The organism is Halopseudomonas pelagia CL-AP6 (assembly GCF_000410875.1).
Classification (GTDB): domain Bacteria; phylum Pseudomonadota; class Gammaproteobacteria; order Pseudomonadales; family Pseudomonadaceae; genus Halopseudomonas; species Halopseudomonas pelagia.
Genome location: NZ_AROI01000017.1, coordinates 1 through 6,775, shown reverse-complemented (window position 1 = coordinate 6,775; position 6,775 = coordinate 1). Strand labels below are relative to the sequence as shown.

At 59.9% G+C, this 6,775-nt stretch carries 6 protein-coding genes; 1 reads left to right on the top strand and 5 read right to left on the bottom strand.

From position 1 onward, the window contains the following. Nucleotides 1–324: thiamine phosphate synthase (locus tag K787_RS23260; protein WP_201765111.1), on the top strand; the 324-nt coding region annotated here is incomplete at its 5' end. A 22-nt stretch (nucleotides 325–346) separates the two neighbouring features. Here K787_RS23260 and ispH read toward each other — a convergent pair. The 5 genes from ispH to ribF all read right to left on the bottom strand — a co-directional run bounded on the left by ispH (nucleotide 347) and on the right by ribF (nucleotide 6,660). Beyond that, nucleotides 347–1,294 carry a 4-hydroxy-3-methylbut-2-enyl diphosphate reductase gene (gene ispH / locus K787_RS0114320; RefSeq protein ID WP_022963492.1) on the bottom strand — a complete coding sequence of 316 codons (948 nt, stop codon included), beginning with the start codon at nucleotides 1,292–1,294 and terminating at the stop codon, nucleotides 347–349. A gap of 297 nt (nucleotides 1,295–1,591) precedes the next feature. Further along, nucleotides 1,592–2,029 (bottom strand): FKBP-type peptidyl-prolyl cis-trans isomerase, encoded by a 438-nt coding sequence (gene fkpB, locus K787_RS0114315; RefSeq protein ID WP_022963491.1) that lies wholly within the window; start codon nucleotides 2,027–2,029, stop codon nucleotides 1,592–1,594. Between the two features lie 322 nt (nucleotides 2,030–2,351). Continuing rightward, on the bottom strand, nucleotides 2,352–2,867 hold the full coding sequence (lspA, locus tag K787_RS0114310; protein WP_022963490.1) for a signal peptidase II: 516 nt from the start codon (nucleotides 2,865–2,867) through the stop codon (nucleotides 2,352–2,354). After that, nucleotides 2,860–5,706, bottom strand: coding sequence for an isoleucine--tRNA ligase (gene ileS / locus K787_RS0114305; RefSeq protein WP_022963489.1), 2,847 nt, complete (start codon nucleotides 5,704–5,706; stop codon nucleotides 2,860–2,862). The genes lspA and ileS overlap by 8 nt, the downstream gene beginning before the upstream one ends. A gap of 27 nt (nucleotides 5,707–5,733) precedes the next feature. Continuing rightward, the gene (gene ribF / locus K787_RS0114300) at nucleotides 5,734–6,660 is read right to left on the bottom strand and encodes a bifunctional riboflavin kinase/FAD synthetase (RefSeq protein ID WP_022963488.1); all 927 of its coding nucleotides are present in this window, start codon (nucleotides 6,658–6,660) and stop codon (nucleotides 5,734–5,736) included. Nucleotides 6,661–6,775: the final 115 nt, after the last annotated feature.

Genomic DNA, 6,775 nt, shown 5'->3' with positions numbered 1-6,775 from the left:
TCCGGGTGGGAGCGGCGGCCTCGCCGCGATGGGGTTGTTTGGAATGGGTTGCTGGCGGCCTCTTGCCATGATGCAGAGGAGCTGCAGATGGCGGCGGAGATTGGCGCAGATTTTGTCACCCTCTCTCCGGTGTTACCTACCCAGAGCCACCCAGGAGCGCCGCATCTCGGCTGGAGCCGTGCCGCCGAGCTGATTGAGTTGGCCAATATGCCGGTTTATCTGCTGGGCGGTTTAAACGCGAATGATCTGGATCAAGCTCAGGCTATCGGCGCCCAAGGCGTTGCTGGTATTTCTGGCTTATGGCCAGGAAACGCTTCCAGCTAACGCGCAGATCAGCGTTCCGACTTCAATCCAGCGACACCACCCGCAGCTCTTTGGGCATGCTGAAAACAATATTCTCCGCCTGCCCGGCCAACTCTTCTTCACCCTTGGCGCCCAGCCCATGTAAATGCTGAATAACCTGACGCACCAGAATATCGGGTGCCGAGGCGCCGGCGGTAATACCGATATGCTTGACGCCCTCCAGCCACTCCGGCCGGATCTCGTCGGCACCATCGATCAGGTAGGCCGGAGTGCCCATGCGTTCGGAGAGTTCGCGCAGGCGGTTGGAGTTGGAACTGTTCGGGCTACCTACCACCAACACCAGGTCACAGGCACTGGCCAACTGCTTGACGGCGTCCTGGCGGTTCTGCGTGGCGTAGCAGATGTCATCCTTGCGTGGTCCGTCAATCGCCGGGAAGCGCGCTCTGAGGGCGTCTATGACGCGGGCGGTATCGTCCATCGACAGTGTGGTCTGGGTTACAAAGGCCAAGCGCTCGGGATTCTGGACTTTCAGTTTGGCTACGTCACTTTCATCTTCGACCAGATAGATGGCGCCGCCGTTGCGGGCGTCGTACTGGCCCATGGTGCCTTCCACCTCAGGATGACCGGCGTGACCGATCAGCACACACTCAAGGCCATCACGGCTGTAGCGCGCGACTTCCATATGCACTTTGGTCACCAGCGGGCAAGTGGCGTCGAAGATTTTCAGGCCACGGTCTTCGGCCTCTTTGCGCACCGCCTGGGAAACGCCGTGGGCGCTGAAAATGACGATCACATCGTCCGGCACCTGCTCGATCTCCTCAACAAAGATGGCCCCGCGGTTGCGCAGGTCTTCGACCACGAACTTGTTGTGTACTACTTCGTGGCGCACATAAATGGGCGGGCCGAAGACTTCCAGGGCGCGGTTGACGATCTCGATGGCGCGGTCAACACCGGCACAAAAGCCGCGGGGGTTGGCCAGTTTGATCTGCATGGGAGCCTCGGTTGGGTGGTGAGGGGATCTAAAAACCATTATTCATGATCTCGCGGGGTAAATCGACTGAAGGTCAAAATGGATTCCCGCGTACGCGGGAATGACGGCGCTGCGGGAGTGGCGGTAGGGGCACGTAAACGGGACTGGCCGACGGCCCGCTTGGATTCCCGCCTGCGCGGGAATGACTGGGGTAGCGGGAATGACCGAGGGGCAGCGGGGATGACTGGGGTGGCAGGAATGACTGGGGTAGCAGGAATCCAGATGATCTCAAAGACCAGCTCCCACGCATAGCCGTTTTCAGAGCAATTTAACTTCGATGATTTCGACATCAAAGGTAATCACTTTGCCCGCCAGCGGGTGGTTGAAGTCTACATCCACGGTGGTGTCGTGGATGGTTTTGACCACGCCGGGCAACTCGCCGCCAGCGGCGTCGCGGAAGATCACCAGCAGACCAGGTTCCAACTCCATTTCGTTGAATTGATCCCGGGCCACGCTCTGCATGTTCTGCGGGTTGCCGGGGCCGAAACCGCGTTCTGGCTCGATATTGAAGCTGCGCTGGTCACCCGCTTTGAGGCCGAACAGGCTTTGCTCGAAACCTGGCAACAGGCTGCCGTCGCCTACCTTGAAGGTGGCGGGGGATTTGTCGGTGGTGGTGTCTATCACGTCGCCATTGGGCAGTTTCAGGGTGAAATGCAGGGTCACTTCCGTGTCATGGTTGATGCGGGTGTCGGTCATGAGCTTGCCTCTTAATTAAAAAATCGTGTCAGTGCGGTGGTTTGGTTGGGGCTGGGGAGCTCCCTATAGCAGTGTGTATTGCCTAAACCCATCGCGGCGAGGCCGCCGCTCCTACCAGGCCGCCGCTCCTACGGGGGCAGCAGCTCTTACAGCAGTGGTCCCTTATAGGGGTTGCTCCCTATTTGGGTGGTGTGTTGCCCAAAACCCTATCGCGGCGAGGCCGCCGCTCCCACAAGAGCAGCCGCTCCCACCTGGCCCGCCGCGCCTACCTGGTCCGCAGCGGCGCAGGCCTGGTGGGAGCGGCGGCCTCGCCGCCATGGGGTTAGCCGGCCTTGGGCTCAACACCCGCCTTATTCTTGCCACCAAAAAACATATCCAGAATCAGCAAGGCAGCACCTACAGTAATGGCGCTATCGGCGATATTAAATGCCGGGAAGAACCAGCTCTGCTGCCAATGCACCAGAATAAAATCCACCACATGCCCATGCACGATACGGTCGTACAGGTTGCCCAGTGCGCCGCCCAATATCAGCGCCAGCGCCAGCGGCTCCATCACCTTGTGGCGCGGCAAGCGCGCCAACCAGACGATCAGCATGCCGCTGACACCCACCGCTATAGCAACGAAGAACCAGCGCTGCCAGCCACCTGCATCGGCCAGAAAGCTGAAGGCTGCGCCGGGGTTGTAGGCCAGGGTGAAGCTGAACAAGCCGTCAATCACCGGCACCTGCTGATACATCTGCAGGCTTGCCTCAGCAAACCACTTGCTCAGCAGATCCAGGGCGATAACCAGCGCCGTCAGTACCAGCCAACGCAGACTGCCATTGCGCAGATCAGGCATGCTTGCGCACCTCGCCCGGGCCCTGGATATTGTCGACACAGCGACCACAGATCTCTGGGTGCTCCGCATGCGAACCTACATCTGCGCGGAAGTGCCAGCAACGTGCGCACTTGGTATGCGCGGATTTGACGATTTTTAACTTCAGACCCGGCAGTTCAGTTTCCACGCAGTCTGAGCCCGCTTGCGCCAATGGAGCAAGACCGGCTTGGGAGGTAATCAATACAAAACGCAACTCGTCACCCAGCTTGGCCAGGGTGTCGGTCAGCGATTGATCCGCGTGCAAGGTCACTTCGGCCTGCAGGTTGCCGCCAATTATCTTGGCATTGCGCAGGTTTTCCAGTTCGCGGTTAACCGCAACCTTGACCGCCATGACCTGTTCCCAGTATGCGCGATCGAGTGTCGAGCCTTGCGCCGCAGCGCCCTCTGGCAACGCCGTTAGGCCCTCGTACCAGGTAGTCAGCATGACCGAATCGCTGCGCTCGCCCGGCAGGTACTGCCAGAATTCTTCGGCAGTGAAGGACAGGATCGGCGCGATCCAGCGCGTCAAAGCTTCGGCAATGTGATACATCGCAGTCTGGCACGAGCGCCGCGCGGTGCTGTCGGCGCCGGTGGTGTACTGGCGATCCTTAATGATATCCAGATAGAAACCACCCAGCTCCTGCACGCAGAAGTTATGCACCTTCTGGTACACGTTCCAGAACTTGTAGGTATCGTAAGCCTCGATGATTTCCTGTTGCAGCAACAGCGCGCGGTCTACTGCCCAGCGGTCCAGGTCGAGCATCTGTTCCGGTGCGAGAAGATGCTCCCTGGGGTCGAAACCATTGAGGTTCGAGAGCAGGAAGCGCGCAGTATTGCGGATACGCCGGTAAGCGTCCGCACTGCGCTGCAGAATGACTTTGGACACAGCCATCTCGCCGGAATAGTCGGTCGAGGACACCCACAAACGCAGGATGTCAGCACCCAGGCTATTGTTGATTTCCTGCGGGGCGACCACGTTGCCCAACGACTTGGACATCTTGCGGCCATTCTCGTCGACCACAAAACCATGGGTCAGAAGCCCCTTGTACGGCGCATGCCCGTCGATCGCGGCACCGGTCAGCAGCGAGGAGTGGAACCAGCCACGATGCTGGTCAGAGCCTTCCAGGTACAGATCGGCACGCGGCCCTTCCTCGTGGCCCATGGGGTGCGAGCCGCGCATGACGTGCAGGTGCGTAGTGCCGGAGTCAAACCACACATCTAGCGTATCGCTGATCTTGTCGTACTGATCCGCTTCGGCGCCCAGCAGCTCGCTGGCCTCCATCGAGAACCAGGCCTCGATACCGCCCTGCTCTACTTTCTGCGCGACCTGCTCAATCAGCTCGATGCTGCGTGGGTGCAGCTCGCCGCTTTGCTTGTGCAGAAACAGCGGAATCGGCACGCCCCAAGTGCGCTGACGGGAGATACACCAGTCGGGCCGGCCGGCAATCATGTTGTGCAGGCGCTGTTTACCCCAAGCTGGGACGAATTCAGTTTCTTCAATCGCGGCCAGCGCGCGTTGGCGCAGTGGCGTGCCTTCGTGCGGCTGAGTGTCCATGCCGATAAACCACTGGGCGGTGGCACGGTAGATGACCGGCGTCTTGTGCCGCCAGCAATGCATGTAGCTATGGCTGACCTGTTCGTGGGCCAGCAGGCACCCCACCTCTTCCAGCTTCGCCACCACGTTAGGGTTAGCCTTCCAGATGAACTGGCCGCCAAAGAATTCCAGCGAATCGACATACACGCCATTGCCTTGCACCGGGCCGAGGATGTCGTCATTGACCATGCCGTAGCGCTTGCAGGTATGAAAGTCATCCACGCCGTAGGCTGGGGCGGAGTGCACGATACCGGTGCCAGCACCCAGTTCGACGTAATCGGCCAGATAAACCGGCGACAAACGATCATAGAACGGGTGGCGGAAGTTGATCAGTTCAAGGCGCTCGCCGGTGCTGCGGGCGATGATCTCGCCGCTGCGGCCGTAACGCGCCAGGCAGCTCTCGACCAGCTCTTCAGCCAGTACCAGCAAACGATCACCGACATCCACCAGCGCATAGTTGAACTCGGGGTGCACGTTCAGCGCCTGGTTGGCCGGGATGGTCCAGGGCGTAGTGGTCCAGATCACCATTTGCGCCGGTTTCGGCAGTTCGCTCAGATCAAAGGCTGCAGCCAGTTTTTCCGGCTCAGCGCAGGGGAAGCCCACGTCGATGGTCGGTGATTGCTTGTCGGCGTACTCCACTTCAGCTTCAGCCAGCGCCGAGCCACAATCGAAACACCAATTGACCGGCTTCAGGCCCTTGAACACAAAGCCCTTCTCGACCAGCTTGCCGAGCACGCGAATTTCGCCGGCCTCGTTGGCAAAGTCCATGGTCTTGTAGGGGTTGTCCCATTCGCCGAGCACACCCAAGCGGATAAAGTCGGCCTTCTGGCCCTCGATCTGCTTGGTCGCGTAGGCGCGGCTCAGCTCGCGGGTTTTGCTTGGCTCCAGGTGCTTGCCGTGGGTGACCTCGATCTTGTGCTCAATCGGCAGGCCATGACAGTCCCAGCCCGGCACATAAGGGGCATCAAAACCGGACAAGGTCTTGGAGCGGGTGATCATGTCCTTGAGGATCTTGTTCACCGCGTGACCAATGTGAATATCACCATTGGCGTAGGGCGGGCCATCGTGCAGCACGAAGCTCGGCCGTCCACGGCTGATCTCGCGAATTTTCTGGTAGAGATTGATGCTGTCCAGGCGCTTGAGGGTTTCCGGCTCACGGGTGGGCAGGCCCGCTTTCATTGGGAAGGCGGTTTCCGGCAGGTTCAGCGTCGCTTTGTAATCAGTCATCTTCTTTCCAGGCTCACTTGATTGGAGTCAAAGGCCCCATTGGGCTCGGGCGGCAGCAAAATCTGCCTTAATTGCCGCCTTCAGGGCGTCCAGCGAATCGAATCGCTGTTCATCACGCAGTTTTTCGTGGAATACCACGGTAATTCGCCGACCATAGAGGTCGCCGTCAAAATCCAGCAAATGCACTTCCAGATGGGCACTGCCGTCGCCATCGACCGTCGGTCGCGCACCGATATTGGCCACGCCTTTCTGCACCACGCCATCCAGCTCGACGCTGACGCGATAGACACCCTGCAGCGGCGCCCGCAAGCGTTTCAACTGTACATTGGCGGTTGGCGCGTCCAGTTGGCGGCCCAGCTTCTGGCCATGCAGCACCCGGCCACTGATACTGAAAGGCCGACCCAGCAAACGTTCGGCCAGGGGGAAATCGCCCTCGGCCAGCACCTGGCGCAACCGCGTGCTGCTGATGCGCTCGCCGCTTTCAGCAACGGTATTGGCGGCTTCCACGGTAAAGCCATGGCGTTCGCCGCTACCCTGCAAAAAGGCAAAGTCGCCAGAGCGATCACAACCAAAGCGAAAATCGTCACCCACTTCCAGGTGCTTTACACCCAAACCATCGATCAGGATCTGTTGCACAAACTCCTCGGCACTCATCTCACGCAGACGCCGATTGAAGGCCAGGCATAGCACCCGGTCAACGCCGTGCGCTTCCAGCAGTGCGAGCTTGTCACGCAGCCGCGTCAGGCGCGGCGGCGCATCGCCAGGCGAGAAGTATTCGCGAGGCTGGGGCTCGAATATGACCACGCAACCCGGTAGATTCATGCGCGCAGAGTGCGCACGCAGGCGCTTGAGAATCGCCTGATGCCCAGCATGCACGCCATCGAAGTTACCAATTGTCGCCACGCAGCCCCGATGCCGGGGCCGCAGATTCTGTATGCCGCGGACCAGTTCCATAATGCTCGATGCTTGGCTTAAAGGGTCGAAACGCGCAAGTATACAGGGTTAGCGCCCCACGCGTCATGCGCAGGCGCCGAGTTGCCATGGGCAACTCCTGGGAGTGTCGAGTTCC

What these genes read in the sequence shown, in the direction of transcription:
- ispH (WP_022963492.1), bottom strand. Translation starts at nt 1,294, where the DNA reads ATGCAGATCAAACTGGCCAACCCCCGCGGCTTTTGTGCCGGTGTTGAC.
- fkpB (WP_022963491.1), bottom strand. Translation starts at nt 2,029, where the DNA reads ATGACCGACACCCGCATCAACCATGACACGGAAGTGACCCTGCATTTC.
- lspA (WP_022963490.1), bottom strand. Translation starts at nt 2,867, where the DNA reads ATGCCTGATCTGCGCAATGGCAGTCTGCGTTGGCTGGTACTGACGGCG.
- ileS (WP_022963489.1), bottom strand. Translation starts at nt 5,706, where the DNA reads ATGACTGATTACAAAGCGACGCTGAACCTGCCGGAAACCGCCTTCCCA.
- ribF (WP_022963488.1), bottom strand. Translation starts at nt 6,660, where the DNA reads ATGGAACTGGTCCGCGGCATACAGAATCTGCGGCCCCGGCATCGGGGC.